The sequence below is a fragment of the Bradyrhizobium sp. JHI2711 genome (assembly GCF_056156565.1).
In genome coordinates this window covers 57,025-81,061 of record NZ_JBPZPT010000010.1, presented here as the reverse complement: position 1 = coordinate 81,061, position 24,037 = coordinate 57,025, and the positions used below count along the sequence as shown (strand labels likewise).

The 24,037-nt window shown below is 58.4% G+C and carries 18 protein-coding genes and 2 pseudogenes; 9 read left to right on the top strand and 11 right to left on the bottom strand.

What is annotated here, in order from left to right; translation table 11 throughout:
• Window positions 1–408, top strand: a 408-nt coding sequence (locus ACTEK7_RS35585) for a transposase (protein WP_474810752.1), incomplete at its 5' end; no start/stop codon positions are given.
• A gap of 7 nt (window positions 409–415) precedes the next feature.
• Here the strand turns inward: ACTEK7_RS35585 and ACTEK7_RS35580 are convergent.
• Both ACTEK7_RS35580 and ACTEK7_RS35575 read right to left on the bottom strand, forming a co-directional pair.
• Window positions 416–2,092: an NEL-type E3 ubiquitin ligase domain-containing protein gene (locus tag ACTEK7_RS35580; protein ID WP_463671687.1), complete on the bottom strand. Its 1,677-nt coding sequence runs from the start codon at window positions 2,090–2,092 to the stop codon at window positions 416–418.
• An 816-nt stretch (window positions 2,093–2,908) separates the two neighbouring features.
• On the bottom strand, window positions 2,909–3,154 hold the full coding sequence (locus ACTEK7_RS35575) for a hypothetical protein (RefSeq protein ID WP_225129534.1): 246 nt from the start codon (window positions 3,152–3,154) through the stop codon (window positions 2,909–2,911).
• Between the two features lie 3,945 nt (window positions 3,155–7,099).
• On the opposite strand from ACTEK7_RS35575, the gene ACTEK7_RS35570 reads away from it, so the two are divergent.
• A complete protein-coding gene (locus ACTEK7_RS35570) occupies window positions 7,100–8,119 on the top strand; it encodes a cytochrome-c peroxidase (protein WP_275945351.1) in 1,020 nt (339 codons plus the stop codon).
• A gap of 300 nt (window positions 8,120–8,419) precedes the next feature.
• Here the strand turns inward: ACTEK7_RS35570 and ACTEK7_RS35565 are convergent, their stop codons facing one another.
• Window positions 8,420–8,581 carry a hypothetical protein gene (locus tag ACTEK7_RS35565; protein WP_225129537.1) on the bottom strand — a complete coding sequence of 54 codons (162 nt, stop codon included), beginning with the start codon at window positions 8,579–8,581 and terminating at the stop codon, window positions 8,420–8,422.
• A 711-nt stretch (window positions 8,582–9,292) separates the two neighbouring features.
• Here ACTEK7_RS35565 and ACTEK7_RS35560 point away from each other — a divergent pair.
• From ACTEK7_RS35560 to ahpD, 4 genes and pseudogenes are all read left to right on the top strand, one after another.
• On the top strand, window positions 9,293–9,964 hold the full coding sequence (locus ACTEK7_RS35560; RefSeq protein WP_225129538.1) for an ATP-binding cassette domain-containing protein: 672 nt from the start codon (window positions 9,293–9,295) through the stop codon (window positions 9,962–9,964).
• Window positions 9,965–10,406: 442 nt separating this feature from the next.
• Window positions 10,407–10,954, top strand: a pseudogene (locus ACTEK7_RS35555) (DUF2478 domain-containing protein).
• Between the two features lie 172 nt (window positions 10,955–11,126).
• Window positions 11,127–11,681 (top strand): peroxiredoxin, encoded by a 555-nt coding sequence (locus ACTEK7_RS35550; protein WP_225129540.1) that lies wholly within the window; start codon window positions 11,127–11,129, stop codon window positions 11,679–11,681.
• Window positions 11,682–11,687: 6 nt separating this feature from the next.
• Entirely contained in the window at window positions 11,688–12,236 is a 549-nt protein-coding gene (gene ahpD / locus ACTEK7_RS35545) for an alkylhydroperoxidase, AhpD family (RefSeq protein WP_225129542.1), read from the top strand.
• A gap of 237 nt (window positions 12,237–12,473) precedes the next feature.
• On the opposite strand, the gene ACTEK7_RS35540 is transcribed toward ahpD, so the two are convergent.
• The 7 genes from ACTEK7_RS35540 to nifH all read right to left on the bottom strand — a co-directional run bounded on the left by ACTEK7_RS35540 (window position 12,474) and on the right by nifH (window position 20,328).
• A complete protein-coding gene (locus tag ACTEK7_RS35540) occupies window positions 12,474–12,770 on the bottom strand; it encodes a ferredoxin family protein (RefSeq protein WP_027571403.1) in 297 nt (98 codons plus the stop codon).
• Between the two features lie 38 nt (window positions 12,771–12,808).
• Window positions 12,809–14,116, bottom strand: coding sequence for an FAD-dependent oxidoreductase (locus tag ACTEK7_RS35535; RefSeq protein ID WP_225129544.1), 1,308 nt, complete (start codon window positions 14,114–14,116; stop codon window positions 12,809–12,811).
• An 11-nt stretch (window positions 14,117–14,127) separates the two neighbouring features.
• Complete coding sequence (locus ACTEK7_RS35530; protein WP_225129546.1) at window positions 14,128–15,240, bottom strand: electron transfer flavoprotein subunit alpha/FixB family protein; 1,113 nt, start codon at window positions 15,238–15,240, stop codon at window positions 14,128–14,130.
• A 970-nt stretch (window positions 15,241–16,210) separates the two neighbouring features.
• A complete protein-coding gene (gene nifW / locus ACTEK7_RS35525; protein WP_225129548.1) occupies window positions 16,211–16,552 on the bottom strand; it encodes a nitrogenase stabilizing/protective protein NifW in 342 nt (113 codons plus the stop codon).
• Between the two features lie 468 nt (window positions 16,553–17,020).
• Window positions 17,021–18,211: a homocitrate synthase gene (gene nifV, locus ACTEK7_RS35520; protein WP_463671688.1), complete on the bottom strand. Its 1,191-nt coding sequence runs from the start codon at window positions 18,209–18,211 to the stop codon at window positions 17,021–17,023.
• Between the two features lie 292 nt (window positions 18,212–18,503).
• Window positions 18,504–19,295 carry a nitrogen fixation protein NifQ gene (locus ACTEK7_RS35515; RefSeq protein WP_225129644.1) on the bottom strand — a complete coding sequence of 264 codons (792 nt, stop codon included), beginning with the start codon at window positions 19,293–19,295 and terminating at the stop codon, window positions 18,504–18,506.
• Between the two features lie 148 nt (window positions 19,296–19,443).
• Window positions 19,444–20,328 carry a nitrogenase iron protein gene (gene nifH, locus ACTEK7_RS35510; protein ID WP_027571409.1) on the bottom strand — a complete coding sequence of 295 codons (885 nt, stop codon included), beginning with the start codon at window positions 20,326–20,328 and terminating at the stop codon, window positions 19,444–19,446.
• A 410-nt stretch (window positions 20,329–20,738) separates the two neighbouring features.
• Between nifH and ACTEK7_RS35505 the strand changes: the two genes are divergently transcribed.
• From ACTEK7_RS35505 to ACTEK7_RS35495, 3 genes and pseudogenes are all read left to right on the top strand, one after another.
• Window positions 20,739–20,897 (top strand): hypothetical protein, encoded by a 159-nt coding sequence (locus ACTEK7_RS35505; protein WP_225129550.1) that lies wholly within the window; start codon window positions 20,739–20,741, stop codon window positions 20,895–20,897.
• A gap of 7 nt (window positions 20,898–20,904) precedes the next feature.
• A pseudogene (locus ACTEK7_RS35500) lies at window positions 20,905–21,306 on the top strand (thioredoxin domain-containing protein).
• Window positions 21,307–21,771: 465 nt separating this feature from the next.
• Window positions 21,772–22,503 (top strand): OmpW/AlkL family protein, encoded by a 732-nt coding sequence (locus ACTEK7_RS35495; RefSeq protein WP_225144493.1) that lies wholly within the window; start codon window positions 21,772–21,774, stop codon window positions 22,501–22,503.
• Window positions 22,504–22,945: 442 nt separating this feature from the next.
• Here the strand turns inward: ACTEK7_RS35495 and ACTEK7_RS35490 are convergent, their stop codons facing one another.
• Window positions 22,946–23,293, bottom strand: coding sequence for a (2Fe-2S) ferredoxin domain-containing protein (locus tag ACTEK7_RS35490; RefSeq protein WP_225129554.1), 348 nt, complete (start codon window positions 23,291–23,293; stop codon window positions 22,946–22,948).
• Window positions 23,294–24,037: the final 744 nt, after the last annotated feature.

Genomic DNA, 24,037 nt, shown 5'->3' with positions numbered 1-24,037 from the left:
AACCCGTACGACGGTCACACCTTGCGGGACGTCATCGACCGCACCGAGACACTCACCGGCTGCGCGATCGAGCGGGCCTATGTCGACAAGGGATACCGCGGCCACGACGCACAAAATCCCCGACGGATCTTCATCTCCGGCCAGAAGCGCGGCGTCTTCGGTGTCATCAAGCGCGAGCTGCGCCGCCGCTCCGCCATCGAACCCATCATCGGACACCTGAAGGCCGATGGTCACCTCGGCCGCTGCTACCTCAAAGGCCGCGCCGGCGATGCGGCTAACGTCATCCTCTCAGCCGTGGGCCACAACTTCCGCCGCATCCTCGCCTGGCTCAGAGAACTCTTGTGCCTCATCCTGCTCCAGCTATGGCGCACGTTCGGCTGTCGCGCCGCGCTCAATTCGCCTTCTTAACGGACGACTAGGCAGATCGACGGGCCCTTGCGTCGGAGGGCGCTCTTAGCTCAATGCCGAGTTTCCCGAGCACCTGGTGCATGACCGCGCTTTTGATCTCGCGGGCGATCTCGTTGCGTATCTGGGCACCGAGCACCCGCTCGGCATCGGCATCGCCTGTCAGACCATGCTCGGCCAGTCGCTCATCCAAGCGGGTTTGAAACTGTACGCCCATCGCGTCGACGAGGCGCTCCTGCATTTCAGCATAGTCTTCGGGTGCGATGCGCCTCACCACGCTTTCCCATGGTTGCCAGCGCGCTGCTAAATAGTCCGGAAATTCCGCGGCTTCCTGGTTCCGCACCGATGCCTCGGCCCTGGCCACATCGTCCTCGCTCACGTGAGAGACGTTCATGAAGCGCATGTCGGGAGCGATGTGCCGCAGCTCCAGCGCGTCCCGCAGCTGGGTCTGATAGGCAAGGTAGACCTCGATCTCATCGACGTCGGGATAGGCACGACGAAGCGAGTTGACCCTCTCGCGCGCGATTCCGTCCAGAGCTTCCAAGCGAAACATGACGCGGCCGTGCTGGAGCAGTTCGCCCAGTCGCCCATCATAGACGCCGTCCTCGACATCAGCGTTCAGGCGTGCAGTCTGCATGCCGTTCCAGGCCAAAGTAATGCGATCTTCGCAGCTCGCATTCGCTCCCGAAGCCAACTCGAAATACTCCTCGCGCAAATGCGGCCTGACGGCTGCCTGCCGCAAATCTTCGGCGACCGCTTGGCGGAACGCCTCGTTGCCATAGTTCACCGTGCCCCGGAGCCTGTCGAGGAAGCGTGCATAGTCCGCGGCCCCCGGTTCATGGGCGAAGTGCTGCCAAGTGGCCATTGCCGTGGGCTCGCCCTCGAGCCAGTCCGCGGCAACCTCTTGCAGGGACCGCGGCTGAACTTCCACCGGTCCATCCGCGGTTGAGAAGAAAACCTGAGGGCCGGCATAGTCTCCGGCATGCATCGCCGTTGCCAAGCCGGCCTGCACCCGCTCGGCGAGCGGATTATTCTCCAGATCAACGCTCGAGTCACTGCTTAGCTGCGTCAGCAGGGTCTCGGGTACGTTGGTCAGATAGTTGTTGCTGGCGCCGAGCCATATCAGCTGGGGCGGGACCGTCTCAGGCAGGCTGGTCAGCCGGTTGTGGCTGGCGCTGAGCCATTCGAGCTCGCCGGGAAGAGGTTCGGGCAGGTCCGTCAGCTGATTGTACTCGACGTTCAGACGCTGGAGCCCTGCTGGAAGCCCGGGCAGTTGGGTCAGGCGGTTACCGCGGGCGTCCAACTCCTGAAGCGTTGCTGGTAGGCGTTCGGGCAGGCTGTTGAGCTGATTGTCATCGACATTCAGGCGGCGCACCCCGGCCAGAATGGGCGCAGACAAGGCGGTCAGGGACAGAGACGACAGATCTAGCAGCTCGTTGATATCACCCGCGCGCCGCCAAGCCCTCGTTCGACTGACCGCCTGTTGCCGATCCTCATTTTGCCCCTGCCCGTCTTCGGCAGCCCAATCCGTCAACACCTCCTCCTGCCAGGCAGTGGCCTCGGCAGCGGACGCCTGCACGTCCGTCAAGGCCTCTCCCCATTGCGATGCGCCCGCAGAGCCCAGTTCGGAGCTTTCCGAATTGGAAGTTGCGGAAGGAGTACCAGGGCCGAGCTGTTCTGCATTCATCGATGTCGTCTTTTCGGTAGCAAAAATTAAGCGAACTCGCCGGGGCGGCGCATCTTAGAACCGGTAATCCCCAACCATGGATGGCGCTCCACCGGCTAACTGCAATGAGCTGCGATCACAGAGCGGGGCCGTCACGCACGACTGGCGCGAATACGCTGCTGCGACACCGAGGAACTGCAGACGGTGCAGCGAACCCGGGCGAAGTCTCGCCTCCTGGATCGGTTGATGTTGAGGTCCACCCTGGTCTCGCCTGCCAGATCTGTGCCCATTGAGCCGAGCCTGCAAGCGAGTAGCGACGTTCATGATACGAGAGCTAGCTGTCGATAAGCTGACGGACCGCGGAGCGACAAAATGGCGAATGGTCCCCATCAATTTCTCAACCTTAGGCTCAGCGCCCCGCAGGCGAATGAATTCGAGCTGGGCCGACTGATGCCGGGCGCCGGCACGCCGGCAGCGGCGCGCTTGCGCCGGCAACTTTGCTGTCGCTTGCGGCGAGGCGGCCCCACTTCTCCCCGCGTTCAAACGCTTGTGTTATAGCTGAGCTTAAAAGCTTGCAGCCCATCGCGCCTAACGCCGCTCGCCCTTGGCTACGAGACCCGCGCGCACTCAAATGCTAACAACACGGGCCCGTTAAATTCTCCGATGACGAGTTCCTTGCGTTTTTGACATCGGCCACGTGAACCGGCCATCCCCCTCGGCTTACCGTCGCAGACCTCGACAGGCAAGCGCCCATGAGACGCTCTTGATCCGTGCACGTTCGACTGAATGACCGGACGGCTGTATCTGCACTGATGCGACAGAGTTTATATGTCGAGCTCAGTGTAATCGAGCGGCGCCGCGATCAATGAACTTGAGCATCGACTGAGACTTGTTGATCTCGCATGAAACTCGTTTCAGTATACGTATTGCTATCTCCTCGGTCGCAATCAGCCCCACTCTCTCGCAGGCTACCCCAAAATGATGCATCACCTGCTCCTCGGAGGGTGCGATACGATTCTGCAACACGCTGGTCGTCAATGACGAGAGCATGTGCTCGACGACGTCATTCTCCGCCTGGCTCAAGACCTAGTCCTTCTGATTTTTTGTTCAGTTCCTTTGGCGACCACATCGCATAGAGTGTCGCTGCGACGGACAGTCATCTTCAACATCGCAGCTTCATGCCCGTTGAACTCTGCTTTCGAGAGATGGTCGTTTACCTCACCTGCTCGGACCGCTTATCCTCAGCACACGCGCACGGCTTCAGATTGCGTGAGTTGCACGATTCTGATAGCTCCACAGCGGCATTCCGCTCTTTTGGAGTGTGCCGACCGAATGATGGTACAAATATGGAAGGGGCCCTAATTCCGACCTTCCCAATCAGAACGCCGTCAAGATGCGACACTCGAGAAGCTATTCTCTGGCAAACGTCCTGGCCGGCCTAGCCTCCGGCCTTTCGGCTCAACGCATTGCATGTCGTGGCGTAGCCCACGATCTTCCGACGCGGATGCTTTCCTCGAAACTCCAGAAATCTAGATTGAAACTCAACCGCCGCCCCTTTCCGGAACATCGAAAGGTCGACGGTGCGCAGTTGCTTGTTGCGCGTGACCACCACTGTTGAGCATTTAACGATGTCGCCGGCGCAATCGATTTCGCCTAGCGCCCTCGTGAGGGTGGTTTGAAAGGACATAAGGCCTTCCGAGCTTTCACCGCAGCGTTCTGCGCGGCATCAGTGCTGCGGGTCATCGCCTCTGGCCGGAGTGACCGGCTATTCCGTTGGAGTATCTGCTTGCGAGCGCGGGCTGTTTAGCCAGCGCGCTTTCGCTGTTGCGTTAAAAGCGCCTACGGCTGTGGTCAACCATATTTCTGCTGCCTGCATCATTCCATCATTGCGATCTGGCGACTCCAACTGATCAGTGTAGGGGCAATGGCTGGCCCGGCGCCCCGTGTGACGACGGAAATGGCTTTCCTGGCCATCGCCCGCAAAACGAGAAAACTAGCAATCAGCAGGCCGTCCTCTCGGTCTCCATTTGCGTTGCGCCGTCAACGCATCAGCAAGCGGACAACCTGTCGCAACGTGAGATTCAAGCTAATAAATCGGTCTTCTGAGGCGTGCACAGCGGATGTCGATAGCAATGATTGTCTGTGGAATGCTCATTTGGCTCGACACTGCGTCCAGCCGACATTTTACCTTGGATCCAATCCCGGCGCGTGCGTTTCTTTGATTGGCTGGCGCGCGCCGTGGATCGCAGTCAGCCTGGCTCGCCTTCCTCAAAATCGCACCACCGCGGCTTTCCCATTATGTTGATGAGGTCCACCTCGGCCCATCGATGATTCATCGGGTAAGCGACTGCGAATGGCCGTAGCAGCGCGGGACCGACCACCATCGGAGCTCGCAATGAAGCCGCCATCGCCTTATGCCGCTTGGGCCGCTAGAGGTCGACATCGCTACGTTCGGGCTCGCGAGCTGCTGGCCTAAGTCAGGTCGCGCCCAGCGCCTGAACAGGCAACAAAGCCGTCAAACGCTTGCATATTCCGCTGCCATCGACCATGGGGACATGCGTTGTGTGTTACCAGCTCCTGCTTGAGCCGTCTGCGTGGCGGGCATGGGCTTAACTGCTCTCCGGTGTTGGCGCACCAATCAATGAGCGCTGGAATTGTGCAAGGCACACGACCGCGGCGCCGTGAAAACGCGAGGATCTGCCGCGATTTCTCGTCACACGCGCGGTGTAGGGTGATATTGATTGATAGAGTTGCATACATCCAACTGCTCGCCGCCTACCGCGAAGAACAGGCGGGAGGTCGCAAGTTCTCGGATCAACTATTCGGCAGGAATGCGGAGCCAAGGAATGGCCGCTCGGTGACGATAGATATGCTTGATACCCCAGGGACGAAGTGAACTAGATCTGTGATGACTTCAATTGATGATACATTAAGTGAGATCAGATGGCTGCGGAACGAAGTCTGGCGCTGCCGTCGATTCCTTAAAAGGGACCTACCTGACGCAGAGCGCAAGGCCGTTGAGAGGCGTCTGCTTGAACAGCTTTCTGCCTTTGAACGGCTCTTGTCGACGTCGTTTCCTTTGACTTTGAGCCCTAAAGTGTATTCGGCCAAGAGCACCACGATCGGACGAAGCGACTCCCCTGAAGCGCCCATCGAGAACCCCGCAATGGCATCAAGCGGTTCCTCCGGGAAGTCGATGGGCGGCTAAGAGGCTTCCTAGCTGTATCTGTACCTTGAGCCCGCCAGTCAAGACCAGGCTAATTCCCAGCTGAGAAATCTGAGGAAGACCGCTATTGAAGAAACATCCAACGCGAGGATACCGGCGATCTTTTGCCAGTTGTAGCCGATTTAGCCAGCTGCCGGAAAATACTTGGTTGCCGGGCACAACGCCATACCATGATGAGCAGCACGGATTTCTGCAAATGTCCGGCCGCAACCACTGCAGTTTACGCAGATTCCCCTTCCGACCAGTTAGGCCGATGGCAATCTCACGACGGCCTCAAAGTCAGCGAATGGCAGCAGCTCAGAATAAAGCGCCAACTGCTGCAGTACGAAATCGAAGTTCGGAGCGCATTACAACCTCGTAACACGCGTGGGCGCACATCGATCGTTGATCGAGGCGAATCGATTCACAGAGCTCAGTGCCCCTGATAAATGAACTGCGGCTCGGCAGGCTGATGCTTCAGCCCGATCGACTTTCGGCCAAGGGCCAAACTCCGGCTCCCGTCAGTCTGGAACACCTAACTGTCGCTCGATTTCTGCGACTGCCGCTCGGACGCCTCACTCTCGATGGAGGACGACCGGAAGCCTGTTGAGACGCCGTCTCGGTCGGTCGTTTCTCTCCGCCGCGATTGGCATCCTGCGGCGGCATTCTCCGCGCAAGTTCTTGAAATTGTCCCTAAGACAAAACATGGCCACGTCCGCATCGCCACGCCCTGTAAAGCGGTTACAGAAGCGCATCACGTCCGGTCTGCAGGAGGTCAAGACTTCCTCGGCCCGCCGATCTCGCGCGCGAGCGTAGCCTGTGCACCACGCCGTTGCGATCGCGATCACGATCGCAATGAGGGCCGCTGCACAGCGATGCGCATTGGGAATCCAGCTCATTCGTCGCTCATGACCCACCAAATCTGTCTTAAGCCGCATATCGGTAACTATTACTCTTTCCTCAATCTGTTTACCGGCGCCTCGGCAGCCATGGTCGCGCTGTTGCGGGGCAGCCGCAATGATTACGGCCTCCCGAATCATCGTCCCGCCACGAATAACACGCTCGTTGCGAAGACACGGAGGTCCAACAGAGATCGGCTGTTTAGCATGTGCGGCGATGCTGGCTCCCAATATGGCGTTCTGCCTTCGCAAGGCCTACAACCTGACGCTACGGTCGATTCAAGCACTTTGAGCGTCGTCCGGCATGTGTGAATCGCTCTGAGACGGGCATGCCCTCATTGGGCGCAGCAGGACGAACTCCCGACAACTGCGCGCCGGACCGGCTGCCTCCGGGGTAGGAACGTTACCGATGCTGGTGGATGACGCTTAGCTTAGTGAAGCGGTTGAAGCCGCAAAGGGCACGCATCGAGACGATCAGTAACAAACTGCGTCGACGCAGCTCCTTTTGTTCGCGATCCGATTTGCAGAGTCAAAAGAGTTCGGTAGATGGGTTTTCCGAGAAGCACAGAGGTTTGGACCGACAGGCCAGGATACCTTGCCTGGTGGTGATTGTCGCAACTGCCACGTACCGTCCATGACAGCCTCATGCGGCCTGCTGCTATTCACGGTGCGCAATTGCTTGAAACCGGCTCAGCAGCTTCGACCTTGAGCCCCGCTGGCACACCGGTTGCTAGTAACACCGGCAGAACGTCAGCCTTGGTGCGGCCTAGCCGGAACACGGAAGACACCATTCGACGTTGACTGCTACAGGTCTTTCTGGGACCGAGGGCTATGTTCGCGAATCCACGATCTAGGAGAAAAGCGAGACTTCACATGAGGAGATTAGCGGTACGCGAGTTTTCCAGGGTCGGCAGGTTAAGTGTTATGGCCTCAGCCATTCTGGTTTCGCCAGCAGCAGGCGCCAATGAGGATTTGATGAGCGCCGCCAAGCGCATTTTCAAGCCGATTCCCTCAACCGTTCCAGCGGTGAAGGACAATCCTATTACCCATGAAAAGGTCACACTTGGCAAATCCTTGTTTTTCGATCCGAGGCGATCGGCGAGCGGGGTTATTAGCTGCAACACGTGTCATAACCTTGGGACGGGCGGGGTAGATGCCGGCCCGACGTCGATTGGTCATCGCTGGCAGCTGGGGTCACGTCGTGCGCCAACAGTCTATAACGCAGTCTTCAACGTGGCGCAGTTCTGGGATGGACGCGCGGCGGATCTTAAGGCGCAGGCCGCGGGCCCTGTCCAGGCCAGCATCGAAATGAATGCGACGCCCGATCGCGTGCTCAGAACATTGAATTCAATGACCGATTATGTCGCTATGTTCAGCAAGGCTTTTCCCAACGATGCGACGCCAATTACGTTTGAAAATTTCGCCAAGGCCATCGAGGCTTTCGAGGCGACCTTGATTACTCCCGCCGCCCCATTCGATCAGTACCTCGAGGGCGATGAATATGCTCTCACTGATCAGCAGAAAGCTGGGCTAAAGCTATTCATCGCAAAGGGATGCTCCTCTTGCCACAACGGAATCAACGTCGGTGGACAAGAATACTTCCCGTTCGGCATGATTGAAAAGCCCGCCGAAAGGCTGCTTCCGAGGGAGGACAAGGGTCGCTTTGCCATCACCAAGGATCTCGGGGACGAATATGTTTTCCGCTCCGCGCCGTTGCGGAACGTCGCGTTGCGCCCTCCTTACTTCCATTCCGGTCAGGTTTGGAGTCTTAAGCAAGCGGTTGGCGTGATGAGTGAGGTTCAGCTTGGCGCAAAGCTCAGTGATGAAGAATCTGACGAGATTGTAGCGTTTCTGAATTCGCTCACCGGGCAGCTGCCAAAGATCGATTACCCGATGCTGCCAACGCGGACCATTGCAACCCCAAAACCTTGCCTAGACAAATAAGCCTTCACGATAGCGACACGCGGCGTTGTGATTAGCGAGGAAGATACCGCTGCCGCAGCGAAATCAGGCGATATCGCGGTCCAAGCTGGAGCATTTAGCAGGCTGCAATTGCGAGCCTCGAGTCCCAACGGTTCGTCGCTGACGCAAGAATTCCTTCGGAGCCTGTAAAAGTATCCAACTTGGGCAGCTCAATCCTGGGTCACCTCGCGTTGCAACAAAGGCCCGCGCGCCTGAGATGCGCCCGCGACCGGTGCGGCCAGGAAGACGTTCTCCCGTAGCTCGCGGGCACAGCATCTCATCTCACATCAGCCCTTTTTCCCAAGCGCCCCGCTGCCGACTTTCACCTCCGCGCACACCGGAAGGTGCGCCAAATCGGGTGACATGGACTTGTGCATCATTGACGAGTTTTACGGCCGCATGTTCGCCAAAGCACCATCTCCAATGCAAGAGGCGATCGATCATCCTCAGCTTCCACTTCGTAGCTCCTGCATGTGCGGTTGGTGACGCGAGCGTCCAAAGCCCTACAATGACATGCGGCGATTTACGCCGAGTGGAGCCCGATACAAAGCCTCCTTCACCGCTAGACGCGCAGATATTCATTGAAGCGGCACGCGGATTGCTGGGCAGGGATCAACCAGTCGCGACGGCGGAGCCGGAGTTCCAATGAGGCTTATCCGATTCATCCAGATCGATCTAGCTTTGATGCTGCTCGCACCCGAGAATGCAGGGGCCACGACTATGGCGACCGGCGCAAACTTCAAATCGGCTAGCAACGCTGTGGGAGGCTTGATGCGGATTTCTGATCCCGAGCCAGTATTCAGCTCTGGCGCGAGCCGACATCTTTACCGTCAAACCTCTCAAGCCGGGCCATTTGGACATTCAGCAGAAGCCCTCGGCTTTGCCAAGCAGGCTGAGAACGTCGCGTTGCTAGGTGTCTCATTGGCAAGCGCAACCGGGCAGCGTCCGATTGTCACAATCCTCGCGGCTGGGAGATGAAGACGCCTCTGGTCTTAACACCGTTCTGCAGTTCGCCGCCGCACCTTATGCCCTCACCCGAGTAGAGACGCCGTGCTGGAGCGGCACGGACTGGATTTTCGGAGGCATGGTCATGATCTCCATTGCAGTGATTGTGCTCGTGTCTTGGATGGGAAGATACAGCACCGGCGCAGGTTCATGAGAGAAGCAAAAGCGGGCTATATAGAGGTTACGTTCAACGGCTCTCTCGCAAACATTCCGCTAGATGCGCAATTCAGCGTACCAGCCAAAGGCGTCACAGCGACTTTTGGTCCGCCCGGGTGCGGCAAGACCACACTCGCGCGCTGCATCGCGGGCGTGCAGCGTCTGCCGAACGCATTTTGTGCGGTCGATGGAGAGATTTGGCAGGATGAGACGACATTTCGACCGCCTCATCTGCGTCCCGTCGCATATGTATTCCAGCTACCAACTCTTTTCTCTCATTGGTCTGTACGGCGCACCCTTCTACATAACGCGTCAAAATCGACACCGACACTGATCGATTTTGATGGTGTGGTCGAATTACTCGCCTTGGCGCCACTGCTCGAGCGTTCGCCATCGCATCTTTCCGCGGCCGAGCGACAGCGACTTGCGCTTGGCGGCGCGTTGTTAGGCCAGCCTAGGCTGCATTTGCTGGACGATCCACTCGTTGTGCTCGACCGCTCCGCCAAATGCGAGATCCTACCATTTCTCGAGCGCCTGCGGGAACAGCTCCCACTGCCGATGATCTACATCAGCCATGACATCGCTGATATCGAGCGTTTTGCCGATCATCTTGTCATGATGAAAGATGGCGTCATGACTGCGGCAGGGCCGCTCCATGTCGTTTAGAGCGAACCGGCGCTTGCCAGGCGCCGCGACGCGGCAGTCTGTCTTGATACCGTGGTCGGCGGCTACGGACGCTATGGGCTGATCATGCTCCGCCTAGAGGGGGCACGCCTTCTGATACCTGGAGTGCCGCTTAGACCGGGCGCGCAGCTGCGGCTCCGCATCGCAGCCGGCGACGTCAGCATTGCGTGTGAGCGCCCGCGTGCAAGCTCTATCCTCAACGTATTTCCGGCACGCACAAAGCCTCTCTGCCGTTCGACGAGGCAGAGGTCACCTTCTTCTGACTGTTGAAATTGGCCGTTCTGGCGTAGCTCTTGGCGCGCATCACGCGCCGGTCCTTTGATGCGCTACGGCTCAGCGATGGAGCGGACGTATTCGCCGAGGTCGCTCGCGCCGTTCCGCTTGCGGCTGCCGAGCGGTGCTTGCAACACCCGCCACGACCCGCATGAGAACCTCGACAGATATTCCCCGACAAGAGAAACACATCAACAGGATCCCAGCCGTGATCGATGATCTGGATCAGATAGGTCCGTATAGTGTGGGGGCAATTCACTACCGCCCAAAAGACGATGCCGATAGGCTACTCGCCCAGTTCGCTCAGGATATCGCGCAGCAAGGCCTACGCTTCGGCGGCATCGTGCAGCGACACTCGATGCGCGCAAATGTGACGCACGTCATGATCACAATCGACGTTGCGACGGGACAAGAGATCTCGATCTCCCAGCCACTCAGCAGCGGAGGTCCTGTAATCTCGGTACAAATGCGCTTGCCAAGGCCGCAGCTGTCCTTTCCCAGGCACTTCGCAACAAGTTCGATCTTCTCATGACCAACAAATTCGCCAGACAAGAAGCAGCTGGCCGGGGCCTGCGCGCCGAATTCGTTGACGCGATCACCCGAGGCGTAGTCCTAACGGCCGTTCCGAAGAAATGCCTTGCCGACTGGCGACCCTTCAGCGCGGGCGTTGGCACGCTGCTGCCTTGTGATCGTAAATAGTTGGAGCGAAGCGCTTGGCTACTGATTTTTCAGAACTTAGCGCTGATCGACTCTCCAAGCGCGCGAGCATGCTCGTATCAAAGCCGCTGGAATCCACTCCCGAGAACGGATGGCATATAGTTTGCTTCAACAGTGAAATCACGATCTACAAAAGCAAATTTGTGAGGACAGCATGCTCGGAATTGGAAGTCAGTTGCCGCCGTTCGAAATCACAGGCGTGAAGCCAGGTTTTCAAGCGCAGGAAGAAGGAGGACAGAGTGCATTCGAGACGCTGACCGAGGCGAGTTTTGCAGAAAAATGGAAGGTCATCTTCTTCTATCCCAAGGATTTTACCTTCGTCTGCCCGACAGAGATCGCTGAGTTTGCGCGGCTCTCCAAGGAATTCGCCGACCGCGATGCGATTGTACTCGGTGGTTCGACTGACAACGAGTTCTGCAAGCTCGCTTGGCGGCGCTCACATGTCGACCTGCACAATCTGCCAATCTGGCAGTTTGCAGACACAAAGGGAACGCTCGTCGATGGTCTTGGCGTGCGTTCACCTGAAGGGGTTGCTTATCGTTACACCTTTATTGTTGACCCCCAAAATACGATCCAGCACGTCTATGCGACCAATCTCAGTGTCGGGCGCAGTCCTAAGGACACGCTCCGCGTTTTGGACGCGCTGCAAACCGACGAGCTCTGTCCCTGCAACCGCGAAATCGGCGGCGAAACCTTGAAGGTTGCTTGAGGCAGCATGTCGTCGATCGAACAACTAAGCGACAGGATTCCAGATTTTGCGAAGGATGTCAGGCTTAACTTGACCTCCTTGGTGGCCGATGAGACGCTTTCGCCACAGCAAAAATACGGGCTGCTGCTGGCGAGCGCTATTGCCACCCGCAACGCAGCCCTGATTGCCGCGATCGAATCGGCTGCCGCCGCCGTGATGACATCTGTGGCGATCGCCGCAGCAAAAGCCGCAGCCTCCCTCATGGCAATGAACAACGTTTACTACCGCTTCGCTCACCTCGTTTCCAACTCGCAATACAAGACGATGCCGCCACGGCTGCGTATGAACATCATCGGCAATCCCGGCGTCGACAAGTCCGATTTCGAGCTGTGGTCGCTTGCGGTCTCGGCCATAAACGGCTGCGGTGCTTGCATCGATGCCCATGAGAAGACACTGAGAGCCGCGGGCGTCAGTTCCGAAGCGATCCAGACCGCCGTACGCTTTGCCGCGATCATGCAGTCAGTGGCGATCGCAATCGAGGCCGCTGGGCCCACCCCCTCTCGGGCGAGGGGCTGATCCTTCTTCTGCCATACGATCGACTGCGTTGTGGCGCCACTCAGTGACGCCACAACGAGCCCTTTGCGGCTCCCGAACGAGCGGGACATCTGCAAATCATGTCTTGCGCAGCGTCCGCATGAAGAGCGTCTTGCTCGAATTCCAGGCGCCGTGCAACTGACGCGGAATGCGCCACACATGCGGTGAGATCCTATCGCCTAACCTCGGTCGCACCACGGCCCGCCCTTTTTTCCACCATCACCCAAACTTGAACAGCACTCCATATCCGCCGCGCGGATGGCTCCATTCGATGTCGCCGGTGGGCTCGGCGATCACGCGGCAGGTACCGCACTCGATGCAGCCGTCAACGGTTATCTCGACCTGGCCGTCGTCATTGAGCTCGTAGCATCGCGCGGGGCAGGCTTTCAAAAGTGCAAGTAGCTGCGGCGATGGCGTCGTGTGCGCACGGACCTTGACGTGAGGATGACCGATGTCGACAAGATAGCGGTTGTAATACAGCTTGTCTTCGACGCGCACTGGGGGTTCGACATTCATGCTTTGACCTTCCATTGTTAGCCTTCACGCTGTCCCGGTCAGCGCCAGGCCCGTGCAAAACGATAAGCATCGCCGAACAGACCTGTCCATGACCTCGCCTTGGCAAAGGATTTCAGGGTCGCCTTCTCCTTCTCAGCCTTGGGCGTACCATCGACGCGCACAAAGTTTTGCATCGCCTTGGAGATGAGCTGCGGATAGGTGAGAAAGAAGTTTTGTGAGTGCGTATGCATCAGGGGCGGCAAATCCTTGTACTTCTTTAGATCTTTGATGACGAAGGAGTCGTCCAGCATCTTCTTGTAGATCGCCAGATTTGTTGCACTCATCGGCTCGCCGCGCGATTTCACCAGACCTATCGCTTCGGCGGCGATACGGCCGGAAGTCATCGCGAGATTGGAGCCCTCTCGATGAATGGCATTGTTGAGTTGGGCCGCATCGCCCACGACGACCCAGCCTTCGCCATAAAGCTGCGGGATCGACTTGTACCCGCCTTCAGGAATGAGATGCGCCGAATATTCCTTGACTTCGGACCCTGCTATCAGGGGCGCCACAGAAGGATGCCTCTTGAATTGATCGAGCAGGCCGTAGGGCGTCCGGCCCGTGCGCTGGAAGTCGGCAACGAGACAACCGATGCCGAGCGAAATGCACTCTTTGTTGGCATAGATGAAACCCATCCCTGTCATGCCGTGGGAAATGGTACCGGCCGCCTCGATCACGACGCCTTCATCGCCCTTGAGATTGAAGCGCGCCTCGATAGTCTCGCGAGGCAAGAAGTGCATCTCCTTCACCGCGAGCGCAACGTTATCGGGTCTCGGCCGCGCGCGCAGGCCCGCGCGCGTCCCGAGCAGGCCATTGACCCCCTCGGCCAGCACGACGACATCGGCATGTATTTCGCCGTCTCGGCGATCTGTACGAACACCGACGATTCTTTCACGCTCGTCCCGTACAAGCTCGGTGACGGTCGTCTCGCACAGCACGGTCGCGCCAGCCTCCCGCACCTTGGAAGAGAACCATTTGTCAAACTGGGCCCGTATAATCGTATACCGGTTCGGCCGTTCCTCGTTGAAGTCGTCTGAGCGGTAATGCATGCCGACATGGGAGCGATCGTCCATCATCCAGAACCGCTGCTCGATCAGATGACGTTCGAGCGGCGCCTCCTCTCGAAACTCGGGGACCAGCTTTTCCATCATGTCGGCATAGAGGATGGCGCCCTGCACATTCTTCGATCCGGGATATTCGCCCCGCTCGAGCTGCAGCACCTTCATGCCGCGTTTGGCCATGGTCAATGCCGCCGCATTGCCGGCCATACCGGCTCCGACCACGATCGCATCGAATCTCTCTTCAATCATCATCATCTCCTCTAGGCCGTCGCGATCCGGGCGCGCGAATTCGGCAAAAGCCGGGCGCGAAATGCGGCCGTGAGCGAGGGTAGCAATTGCATGGCGTCACTGACGATCGCGAGATGGGCGAAGTCGAAGATCGGAGCGTTCTTGTCAGTATTGACGGCGACGATCAGATCCGCGCCCTCCACACCAACCCGGTGCTGGATCGCGCCGGAAATGCCGGCGGCAATATAGAGCTTTGGCCGGATGGTCTTGCCCGTCTGGCCGATTTGCCGGTCAGACGTGACCCAGCCTTTTTGCACCAGAGGACGCGAGCAGCCATATTCAGCGCCAAGCAGCGTTGCGAGCTCGCGCACCAACCGAAAGTTCTCAGGCGATCCCAGTCCCAGACCGCCCGCAACCACGACATCGGCATAGGCCAAATTGGACGTTTCTGCATCGCGGTCGGGTAGGAACGACAATATTTTTGTGACAATATCGTCTTCGATAAGACCGAGCGGATGGACGATGATACGAGCGGCATCGCGTACGACGCGCTCAGGCATCGGCATGACCCGCGGGCGGACGGTTGCCATCTGCGGACGATAATTCAAAGTATAGATTGTGCAGAGCAGCGAGCCGCCAAAGGTCGGACGCGTTGCCGCAAGCGAACCATCGGCGTCGACGTCCAGCGCGGTGCAGTCGGCAGTGAGCCCGGTCGACAGGGTCGTCGCCACGGAACCTGCGAGATCGCGACCGAGCGTCGTCGCCCCCAATAGCAGGATCTCGGGCTTGTATGTGTTGACGAGTTCGGTTAGCGCTTTTGTATAGGATTCGTTGCGGTAATCCGACAAAACATTGTCGCTCACGAGATAGGCCAGGTCGGCGCCATAGCAAAAGGCATCAAGCGCGGCGTTACGTGTGTGCTGCCCCTCCGGACCGATAACGACAGCGGCAAGATTCACTTTTAGCCTGTCGGCAAGCCTGCGCCCCGCCCCCATGAGTTCCCAGGAAACCGGATGCACCTGGCCGCGCTCCAGCTCAACAAAGACCCAAACGTGTTTGTACGCCTTAAAGTGCTCCGGCAGTTCCTTTTTTGCTGCTGCGCGGCCGGCCGCCGCCGGCATGGCCGTTCTGGTGACATTGCTCATACTCAAAATTCCCCTCAAAGATAGGCGCGCCCGCGCCACAGGTCGCTTTTTAGCTTCGTTGACTGAAGATCACTTTTGGTCAGCAGGTGGCCGGTTGCTCTGCCCCGTCAGCCTGGTCCGACCGGCCGCACAACAAGACCCGTCGTCGCGATAGACGTACCGGTCCGGCCGGATTTGGAGAGGTCTTCCACACTGGACCCTTGCGCGCCGGGTTCGACGAATGCGGCCGCGGTGATTCTGACCGGTCGCTTCCATGCCTGAGTTGGCGTGTCCGTTCGCTGCGCAATACCTGCGCCTCACTTTCGGCCCAGCGGCTCCACATTGACTGTGACGGCGAGGGCGATCCCCGCAACGCACCTGTCACGCAATCCATCCCGAGCCTCCAGCGCCGACAACCCGCATGCGCCGACCTTGGCCCTCTTCCTAACGTGCTGTCCGCCATGAGATGGATACAAATCTGAGCGGAATCGGGGGCCGATTTGATGGGGATGACGCTGTGCATACCCTCTCCAGGTGTAGCGCGAACGGGCGACTTATCCATTGACCACCATCTGACCGTCGATACGGAACTTCGATCGCGTCAAAGACCATTTCGAACGGACCTGCGCGATCGTAGGCCACGAGATGATGCCGCAGCGCTCGGCAGGCAGTAAAAGCAGCATCATGGGTCTCCTTCAATCTCATCTCGGACGACTAGCATCTGTCGGCAGCGATGATCATACCGGCAGGACAACAGCAAGTGTCGTACCAGTTGCAAAAACCCTTGAAAGTCAGTCGAAAGTAATGGTTTGGGAGACACTTGAAATAGCCGCTGATACCGTGGACACGACCAGTCCAGACATGGGTCGGGAATACGACAGGCGCCGCTCGGGTCGTGGTTGCAGAGAGTTGACCCGGATAAGGACGAAGGCTGCACATCGGGTTGCCATGGCGCCCCGCCGGCAAACCTTGCTTGCAGTGGACCGCGAGATCACTTCAGCTCGCTCAACGGGACAAAGGCAGCGGCCTTCTTAGGGTCTGCGACGGCATCCTTCAAAACCTTGAACACTCGCTGGTCGATCGGTGACGATGCCACGAAATCGGCATAGGCCTGCTCCAGCATCGCCTTGCACCGAGCTCTGATTTCCGGCTCGGCGGCACCAGCAAATTGCTCTTTGGCAAGATACTGTCCCATGCGCTTTAAGATGTGAAGGCGCGCGACATTCACGATCTTAGGGTCGTAATCGACGCCTAGCAGCGAAAAAAAATCCTCTGCCGACGAGGCCTTGCTGAGCCGAACCAGGATACCGGCTGCCGGGGATGAGTTGATCATCGAAACTTCTCCTTCAGATTAGCTCTGGACGGTCAATGAGATGGGGTTGCGCCTGTTGACTGCTGCCGTCCTGCCTCGCACAGCTGATGCGCACGCCACAACCCGGAAAGCGGTGCTCTCAACTTCGCTGCCCAGATCGGCGGGTCCGCCGGTGACGAAGCCAGTCCCGATGAAGATCCGGGATCAATGGCCAAACCACGATCTAGGTTGACGCTCGTCAGGACGGTCGTCGGACCGGAAATCAGCCGCGCGAGAAGATGCCGATTGGCAGTCCGGGGACGGCTCGTCATTGTGTAGGAGATCACAGCATGTATGGCGGAACGGGAACTAAGATTTGGAGGTGAGATCGCGCCAGGGATCTGACGTGCGAAAGCTGGGCGCCGCTTGCGCCATCAGCGACATGGGACACTGTCCTTGCGGCGCGTCGGTTTGCGAAGGGTCGACGCAAACGTTGCTGGGCACGGCTTTTCACGCGGGCTGGGTTGCCAAGCATCCGCACACGTCGCGCCAGATCGCCGCCACGGTTTCGCGCTCGACTGGCAGCTTGTGCTCGATCGCATACTTGCGGACTTGCGACAGGATCTGCCTGGCTTGATCGTCGCTGGCGACGAGCTGCAGTTCATCGAGTAACGCGGTGATCGCCGCAAGTCCGGAATGCTTGCCGAACACAAAGCGGTTGCAGCGGCCAAGCAAAACGGGATCAAGCGATTGATAGGTGCGTCGATCCTTCAAAAGGCCAGCGACATGAATGCCGGATTCGTGCGTAAATACATGCTGTCCGACGATCGCCTTGTTCATAGGAATCGCACGTGCGGCCGCGGCTGCTACCACCGTGGCGACGTTCTCGAGCTCCCGGAGTATGATGCCGGTCTCGCGCCCGTAGAGCTGCTTGAGTGCGACCGCGATTTCCTCGAGCGGTGCATTTCCGGCCCGCTCGCCCAGCCCGATGACGGTCACTGAGGCGTGGCTCGCGCCAGCCCTGATGGCGGAGAGCGTGTTCGCGGTTGCGAGTCCTAAATCATCGTGACCGTGAAATTCGAGTTCGAGATCGGTTGTCGCACGCAAATTTCCGACCAGCGCGTAGGTCGCGTCGGGATCGAGCACACTGAGCGTATCTGCAATACGAAAACGACGCGCGCCCGCGGCTTCTGCAGTCGCCATCAGCCTGATGAGAAAATCAATGTCGGCGCGGGAGGAGTCCTCACCACCGACGGCGACCTCAAGTCCGCGCTCACAGGCATAGCCTACCACTCGCTTCACCCGTTCTAGCGCCAGGTCGCGATGACCACCTAGCTTGGCCGCGATCTGAACATCGGAGGTCGGGATCGAGATATTGATCATGGACACCTTTGCTTCGATCGCCGCGTCGACGTCAGATTCCCGCATCCGGCACCAGCCTATGGTGGTCAGCGGAAGATCTGCTTCGACAATGGCGCGGATGGCGGCGATCTCCTCGTTGCCCATCGCCGGCGTTCCCGCTTCGATCTCCGTGACTCCGGCCCGCGCCAGCGCCTGCGCGATCGCCAGCTTTTCCTCTGTGGTGAACGCAACGCCAGGTGCCTGCTCGCCGTCGCGCAATGTCGTGTCGTTGAGCACGGTAGGCTTGGCGCGCACCTGGTCGGACCAGGACGATTTGGCGGCGGTGCTGGCGGCAATCACGCGAGAGCTCCTCATTGTTTGACCTACCTACGCTTCAGCAACCAGCATGCCAGCCTGCCATCCCGTCCAACCCATTGACGAATGACCCCTTCCGTCCTCGACCTTCTTGAGCAAATGAATTGTCGCAAATGCGACAGGTCATGAAGCGGACGCCTTGCCTGTTGCTACGCCGAGTTCGAACGTTAGCAATTGCGGCTCGCCAGGATGTGAGAATTGTCGCGGTCCACTTGGGCCCGCCGCCGCCTTGGACACATGGTCACTCGCTCACATCGAAGCGGCGTCGGCCGCGCCCTCAACCTCCCGCGCGACTTACCAAATCCGGCGAGGCTTTCTCGGATGACGGGGCGATAGCGGACGCTCCTGGCAGTTCAGATGGACAGTCTCCGGCAACGACCGGCCGAGCCGCCCGGAACAGAAGATCGCGCCGGCGCTCGGCCATCCGGCTCTCACCGCTTTCTTCGCCGAAGCACAGGTTGAAGTCGTCACATTGCTTGCACACAGGTGTTGTGCACATCACGAGCCCTTCATTCTCGCAAAGCATGCGGTAGAAGAAACGCTTCCAGCGCATATTGTTGACATTGCGCGCGGCGAGCGGCGCGAAATGGCGGCTCAGCAGCCGAGAGAGCTCGCCACGATTGCGCAAGCCGAGCGCTTCCCACAGGTGGTCTGGCTCAATGGCACGGCGCGCGATCATCGCAGCCAGCCAGCGGCCGATATCCCCTTCCGTCGAGCGTTGCTCGAGCAAGAGATCGCGCAACATTGCGATCTCGTCGTCCTCTTCGCACTCGAAATCCGAGAGCTGCTCCGCGAGCTTGATCTCAAGCGAGGGAAAGTACTGCTCCAGCAAGGCCACCAGTTCAAGGCCGGACAGGCCAGCCTTCTCGGGAAGAGAGCCACCATCCATTGTGGCAGCCGCCAGGATAGACGCCAGGACATGGCGATCGAGATCGCTGTCAATGGTAATATCGGCATCTGTAGGAGGCACACCGGTGAGCATGCGATAGGTTGCAATTCCCCTGTGCATCTGGCTGTTGATATCAACGGCACAAGCAGCCGGCGACGGAAGGAAGTGCGCTTCGAACATAATTTTGCGGGTTTCCACAATGGTCAGGTTTGCGTGCCGCATCCTGGTTTTGATCAGGGTCGATCGTCAGAATGCCGGCCTCCCGGGATGGGCGGTGAGGGAGACCGGCATCCGTCGCGCGCCTTTACAAGGCCGCGACTCGCGACCTTTACGAGGCCGCGAGTTCGGCGGCGGTCTTGCCGATGATGGATTCATCCACGGGCTTCATGATGCCATGCTCCATCAGCATGTCCTCGAGCTCGTCCATGGAGATTGGGGTCGGGATGATGCCTTTGCCGCCATTGTTATGAACCTTGGTCGCAAGATTGCGATAGTGATCGGCCTGCTTGGAATCGGGTGCATATTCAAGCACCGTCATGCGGCGTAACTCGGCATGCTGCACCACGTTGTCGCGTGGCACGAAGTAGATCAGCTGAGTGCCTAGCTTCTTGGCCAACGCTTCCGCCAGTTCCAGCTCCTTGTCGGTCTGCCGCTCGTTGCAGATCAGACCGCCCAGCCGCACGCCGCCAGAGTTCGCGTATTTCAGGATGCCTTTGGAAATGTTGTTCGCAGCATACATCGCCATCATCTCACCGGACATCACGATATAGATTTCCTGCGCCTTGTTCTCGCGGATTGGCATCGCAAAACCACCGCAAACGACGTCGCCGAGCACGTCGTATGAGACATAGTCAATGTTCTCGTAGGCTCCGTTCTCCTCCAGGAAATTGATCGAGGTGATGACGCCGCGGCCGGCGCAGCCGACACCCGGCTCAGGACCACCGGACTCCACGCAGCGAATGTCCTTGTAGCCGACCTTCATTACGTCCTCGAGCTCGAGGTCCTCAACGCTGCCGGCGCTCGCTGCAAGGCTCAAAATCGTGTCTTGCGCCTTGGCGTGCAGAATCAAGCGGGTCGAGTCCGCTTTCGGATCGCACCCTACAATCAGAATTTTCTGACCCATCTCGGCCAGCGCCGCCAGCGTGTTCTGCGAAGTGGTCGACTTGCCGATGCCGCCCTTCCCGTAGAACGCGATTTGTCTCAGTGAAGACATGTTGCTCTCCATCAACCGATTTGCCAAAAGTTGCGCGCTTCTTGCGCGCGAGCTTGTTTCTCTCTCAGAAACGGGGGCACACGGGTTCGAGGGAAGGAGCGCATCGCTCGTGTTACGCGTCGGCGTGCACTCAGCCCTCACTCAGTGTTGCTGTCGCTTATTAGCAACCGCCGTGCCAACGCTTGACCGCGCTCCTTAAGCTTCTGATTACGTTTCTAAAAAACACCAGCCGGTGAGTGAGGCCTTGGCTATTTTGGATCTGACAGGATCTGCGCGACTGTCAGAAAACTAACAACGACCACAACAATCTACGCGAAAAGCCGATTTGGCGAGACCTGTTCCGATGCCTTCTGGTGTGGAACGGCACTTTGTCCTCTTCTCGCAAGCCGGGCGATCCTAGGACAGTGAATATGCCGGTCGGGCTCGAAACCTGGCGGACCAGCCGCGAGTGTTGCAAATACGGTACGGCGCTTGATGCGCTGACATTGGAGATGATCGGCAAGAAATTCGAATGGGCTCCCGAAAGCAGCCGCGCCATGCCAATCGTTCAGCTCAGCGCGCCTACATAGGTATGTCGTGGCGACAATCATCTTTTATCAGAAGCCCGGCTGCGCCACTAACGCGCGTCAGATTCAAGCTGAAGTCCGACGTGATCGCCCGAGACATCTTGAAAGATTCATGGGATGCGGAGAAATTGCGCGGCTTCTTCGGCAATGTGCCGGTCAAAGCCTGGTTCAACCGAGCTGCCCCCCGTATCAAGTCAGGCGAAGTCAATCCGATACTATCGACCCGGCAAGCGCGCTCGCATTGATGATAGTCGATCCGCTCCTGATACGACGACCGCTGATCGACGTAGACGGGGCACGATGTGCCGGACTCGATCATGAGCCCGTGCTGTCCCTGCTTGGCGGCAACACGCAAGATGATCTCGGCGGATGCTTGCACGAAGCAAACCGTACGCGTTGTCCGCAGACGTGAGAAACGGGCGGAGGGTACCCACCGCTATCAAGCGAGGCAGAGATGCCGTTTCCCACTTCCGGCTTCCTTCACCGGTAGTAAGCGACGGGACCTTCCCTGAGACGCTCGCACGAGTGACTGCTCCGTAAGGGGCATCGCCTCTATTGCGCTCGAATGCCGCGCTTCTCGCCTGTGTAGTGTGTGAGAGGCCGCCGCAGTTGCCGCCTTTATCGCGCATGACCTCCGCGGCACGGATTGGATCACAGCACCAAGGCGAGAAGCGGTTTCTTGAAGACATTCTGCTCTATTCAATTGAATAACGATCAGAACAGATCACAACGCTTCGCGGCCGTGATCCTTATGCAACTTAGCGGCATAATTGCGCTATGGCCGCTCCCATTTGATCGGTATCAAATCCTCCGCCATTCCCCAGTGTCACAGAGATCTCGCGCGGCTCTTCGCGCCGATTTTGGAATGGAGAATTCGATGAGAACAAGGACAGTTCTGACGAGGGCATCGCTCCTCGCGCTCGCGACCTCGTTGGCCAGCATCTCGGTACAGGCTGCGGATCTGGGTCGGACGCCGGTCTACTATAAAGCGCCTCCGATCGAACCCTTCAATCCATGGATGATCCGCCTGCGCGTGCTTGGCGTTTTGCCGGATACCGCAGGCAGCTCGGTCAGCATCGCCGGGGCCCCCTCGCTGTCCTCACCAAGTTCTGGCCTTTCGATCAGCGATCAAGCCGTACCCGAGCTCGACATCACCTATTTCTTCACAAAAAACGTTGCCGCCGAACTCATTCTCGGCGTGACCAGCCATCACATCAGCGGCAATGGCGCGCTCACTGGCCTCGATATCGGCAAAGCCTGGCTGTTGCCGCCAACACTGACCCTGCAATATCACTTCACCGAATTCGGCGCGCTCAAACCCTATATCGGTGCGGGCATCAACTACACCGCATTCTTCAACCAATCGGCAGCCAATACGTCGCCCGCCGGTCTTGCGGTGACGGATTTGCACATCAGCAACCAATTCGGCGCGGCGGTCCAATTCGGCTTCGATTACATGCTTGATCGTCACTGGGGCCTCAACTTTGACGTGAAGAAGCTGTGGCTGCGGCCGGAGTACTCCGCGACCGTAAACAATGCGATTGCCGTCACCGGGCGCGCCAATATCGATCCATGGCTCGTCAGCGGCGGCGTCACTTACAGGTTCTGACGCTAGAACAGGAGCAGAATGGGGAATCCGTTTGATCATTCCGGACGTACGAGCTCATCGAGCGCGTCCCCTAACCTCACCGCTGTGCAAGCAGGGAGCGAGATGACGCGTCAAGGACGCGTCATCTCACGAGAAGCGGGGAGCCATTCGCAGCATTGCTCTCGCTGTAAGCTACGGATCGCGCGGCATGGAGTGACGGTACACAAACAGATCGACCCAGCATGTGTTCATATTCTTGTTCGCGTTGCAAAAGGCGCCATTTGCCGATCGGCCCGGAGAAAAAAGGCAACACCCGCGCCGAGGTCAATGACCTGCTGTTCGCAGACCCAGAGCGTGAGGCCTCCGCTCAACCTCAGACGATCCTAGCTCCGGGCGGCCAGCTCATGGACTGACAAGCCGTCCATGCTTGCTAGCCCGGGCACGTGGCCGCTGGGCGAAGCCTCTAGCTTCGCTTTAGCACCATCACAAGGCGGTCGACACGTTTGCCCTGCTTGAGGTGGGAGTTTACGATTTCGTCAACGTCCTCAGGCGTGGTCGCGCGATACCACACTCCATCGGGATAGACTACCATCAAGGGACCAGCGTTACAAAAGCCAAGGCAGCCTGCCATCGTGAAGCCAATATCGTTGAGGCCTTGCGCTTCGACCGCCTTGCTCATTCGATCCCACAGGGCTTGCGCGCCAAAGGCGCCACAGCTGCCGTGCGGATGAGTTGGCGGACGCTGCATGTTGCAGGCAAAGACATGATGCCTATAAAGTTGAGGAAGTTCGAATTCGGCTTCTGAGTTCATGCGCCTGTCCTGTGATCAATGGGCTTCATCTGAAAAGATGACAAGGTGCGAGCACGTCGCTCCCACAATCTCTTACGATTAAACGCTGCATCGAAGACTTTGATGCTACTGATTCCCACTCGCGCTTGCCAATGCTGGCGAAATGAGCGGGTGCCATAGTGGTTGTCATCGCTGAAGATCAGCGATAGACACCTTCGCGTCCGGATCAGCCTCTTTGATCAATTCCAACCTCTTCTGCCATCATCGCGACCTTTTTACTCCCGCATCACTTGCTCATCATTCAACTTCTCCAAAGCAAGTTGCACACCAGATGCGTAACGTTCGTTTGTCCAACGATCCCTTCCTTTTCGCGGCGCGACTCACAATTATTGCGCAGGTTGCGACAACGTCGTTCGCTTCTGTTTCGGACACGACAAAACTCGCATAGCATTTGACCTCCCGCCTCGGCCTGCTGCTGTGTTCCGTCGCTGCCGATCTATCGTTTGCTCAACAGATAGCGCCTGTCGCAAGAGCCCAACGAGACAGCGATGATTGCTGAGCCACCTTTGAGGCTGCAGACCAAGCCGGCCGCAATCCCGATTGGCAGGAACGTTAAACCGGCAACGCAGCGGCCCGCAGGCTTCCCACGATACACGTCAAGACGCGCTTGCAGCGGCAAATTTGCGACGAACAACGAGCACCTGCTCACATGCATTTGCTCCTAACGGGTCCTAGCTGACATCCGCTAAGGGCCTCGCACGAACG

Coding starts and splice junctions, on each gene's coding strand:
- ACTEK7_RS35550 (WP_225129540.1), top strand. CDS start 11,127: ATGCTCGGAATTGGAAGTCAGTTGCCGCCGTTCGAAATCACAGGCGTG.
- ACTEK7_RS35515 (WP_225129644.1), bottom strand. CDS start 19,295: ATGTTCGAAGCGCACTTCCTTCCGTCGCCGGCTGCTTGTGCCGTTGAT.
- ACTEK7_RS35490 (WP_225129554.1), bottom strand. CDS start 23,293: ATGAACTCAGAAGCCGAATTCGAACTTCCTCAACTTTATAGGCATCAT.
- ACTEK7_RS35505 (WP_225129550.1), top strand. CDS start 20,739: ATGCCGGTCGGGCTCGAAACCTGGCGGACCAGCCGCGAGTGTTGCAAA.
- ACTEK7_RS35540 (WP_027571403.1), bottom strand. CDS start 12,770: ATGAATGTCGAACCCCCAGTGCGCGTCGAAGACAAGCTGTATTACAAC.
- ACTEK7_RS35560 (WP_225129538.1), top strand. CDS start 9,293: ATGAGAGAAGCAAAAGCGGGCTATATAGAGGTTACGTTCAACGGCTCT.
- nifH (WP_027571409.1), bottom strand. CDS start 20,328: ATGTCTTCACTGAGACAAATCGCGTTCTACGGGAAGGGCGGCATCGGC.
- ACTEK7_RS35580 (WP_463671687.1), bottom strand. CDS start 2,092: ATGAATGCAGAACAGCTCGGCCCTGGTACTCCTTCCGCAACTTCCAAT.
- ACTEK7_RS35565 (WP_225129537.1), bottom strand. CDS start 8,581: ATGATCGATCGCCTCTTGCATTGGAGATGGTGCTTTGGCGAACATGCG.
- ACTEK7_RS35495 (WP_225144493.1), top strand. CDS start 21,772: ATGAGAACAAGGACAGTTCTGACGAGGGCATCGCTCCTCGCGCTCGCG.
- ACTEK7_RS35570 (WP_275945351.1), top strand. CDS start 7,100: ATGGCCTCAGCCATTCTGGTTTCGCCAGCAGCAGGCGCCAATGAGGAT.
- ahpD (WP_225129542.1), top strand. CDS start 11,688: ATGTCGTCGATCGAACAACTAAGCGACAGGATTCCAGATTTTGCGAAG.
- nifW (WP_225129548.1), bottom strand. CDS start 16,552: ATGATCAACTCATCCCCGGCAGCCGGTATCCTGGTTCGGCTCAGCAAG.
- ACTEK7_RS35535 (WP_225129544.1), bottom strand. CDS start 14,116: ATGATTGAAGAGAGATTCGATGCGATCGTGGTCGGAGCCGGTATGGCC.
- ACTEK7_RS35530 (WP_225129546.1), bottom strand. CDS start 15,240: ATGAGCAATGTCACCAGAACGGCCATGCCGGCGGCGGCCGGCCGCGCA.